The organism is Streptomyces sp. PR69, from assembly GCF_026420845.1.
Classification (GTDB): domain Bacteria; phylum Actinomycetota; class Actinomycetes; order Streptomycetales; family Streptomycetaceae; genus Streptomyces.
Genome location: NZ_JAOWCB010000076.1, coordinates 1 through 1880 on the forward strand (window position 1 = coordinate 1; position 1880 = coordinate 1880).

Genomic DNA, 1880 nt, shown 5'->3' on the forward strand with positions numbered 1-1880 from the left:
GGCCTCAAGCCCGTCGGGTCGGAGAGGGTGGTGGGGTTGGCGTTGGCGTAGGTGTACCCGTTCATTTGGAGCGGGTCGGTGATGTCGATGAGGGGGTCGGTGGAGAGGAAGCGGCCTGTGGTGGGGTCGTATTCGCGGGCGCCGATGTGGGTGAGGCCGGTGGTGGTGTCGTCGGTGCCGGTGCCGAGGAAGGTTTGGCGGCCGGGCCAGGTGGTGGGCTGGGTGCCGCGGGGGTTGCCGTAGGGGTCGTAGGCGCGGCGGGTGGTGGGGAGGCCGTCTTTGAGGTCGACGGCGGTGGTGGCGGTGTTGTGGTGGTCGGAGAGCAGGACTGTGAGGGTGTGGCCGGTGGTTTTGCCGTTGGTGGTGCGGACCGTGGTGGGGGCGCCGGGGTGGGTGTAGTAGCGCTGGGCGTCCAGGGCGGTGCCGGAGGTGTTGACGGTGATCTGGGCGTCCGGCAGGTACAGGGTGCGGGTGGAGGACGTCGTCTCGATCAGGCGGGTGCCGTTGGCGTCGTAGAGGTAGGAGGTGGTGTCGCCGAGGGTCCACTTCTGGGGGTCGGTGGCGTTGCAGGTGTGGAGCTGGAGGTCTTTGCCGTCGGTGTAGTCGGCGCCGGGGACGTCCACGCAGGTGCCGGTGGCCGGGTGGTAGAGGGAGTCGTCGGCGGGGCGGTGGGTGAACTTCTGGGCGTCGCTGCCGTCGCAGGTGGACAGGACCAGCCCGGCGCCGTCGGCCGTGACGCACTTGCCCAGCGCCTTGAGCGTGTCGCCGCCCGTGAGCTGGAACTGCTGCGCCGGTGCGCCGTGGCAGCGGAAGAGCTGGATGGGGGTGCCGTCGGCGGTGTCGGCGCCGTGCACGTCCAGGCACTTGCCGGAGGCGTTGATCAGCGTGCCCTTGCCGTTGCCGAAGCCGGAGACCGATTCGACCTTGTTGGCGCGGTCCCAGGTCAGGGTCTGGGTGTCGCCGCCGATGACGCGTGTGGTGGTGTTGCCCGTCAGGTCGTAGCCGTAGGAGGAAACCGAGGTGACGGAGGAGCCGGGCGAGTTGACCGTGGAGGTCACCTTCGTCAGGGCGTGCGGCTGGCGGTAGGCCGGCGGCAGGCCGCCGCCGCCCGCGATCTCGACGCCGTAGTCGTAGGTGTAGGTGTCGTCCAGCGCCTCGTCCGCAAGGTCGTGGACCGTCATCTTCGTGCGGTTGCCGATGGCGTCGAATTCGTACGACTGCCAGTAGCCGCCGCCGTTGAGGCCGGGAGACAGGCCGGTGCGCGCGGGGCCCGCGCCCTGGGCCGTGGAGGTCGTCGGGCAGTCGGTCACGCCCGTCCAGGCGTGGACCAGCTGGCCCATCGGGTCGTAGGCGAAGCACTGCTGCTCCGTCCCGCCCGGCTGGACGTCCTTGATGGAGGTGACGTTGCCGGTCTTGTCGTAGCCGTAGTGCAGTTCGTTGAGCAGGCTGTTCTGCGCGGTCTCGCGCAGCGTGGACCTCTCGTCGAGGCGGCCCGTCAGCGGGTCGTACACGTTTGTCGACCACACACGGTGCGGGGCCTCGCCCGAGACCGTGCGCAAGACCTCGCCGAAGGGGCTGTAGTCCGTACCGCCCGTGTACCAGTTCAGGCCGGAGGTCGTGATCGGCACGTCCTCACCGCTGTAACGGGTGATCAGCTTCTCGGCGGCCAGACCTCCCGGGGCCGCCGGGAGGTCGGTGGACTGGAGCTTGCCGGTGGGCGTGTAGGTGTAGCCGTAGGCGTATGCACCCGCCAGGCCCGCCGTCGCCCCGGTCTCCGGGATGGTGAGCCTGGCGCCGGTGGCACGGTACTCACTGTCGTAGCCGGTGACTTCGGCAGTGAACGCCGCGCCCGAGTGATAGCGGGTCGCCGAAACCGGGTG

At 69.8% G+C, this 1880-nt stretch carries 1 protein-coding gene; it reads right to left on the reverse strand.

Annotation, left to right across the window (positions count from 1 at the left end; translation table 11 throughout):
• A partial coding sequence (locus OF819_RS28930) for a ricin-type beta-trefoil lectin domain protein (protein WP_267246615.1) occupies positions 1-1880 on the reverse strand: 1880 nt, incomplete at both ends.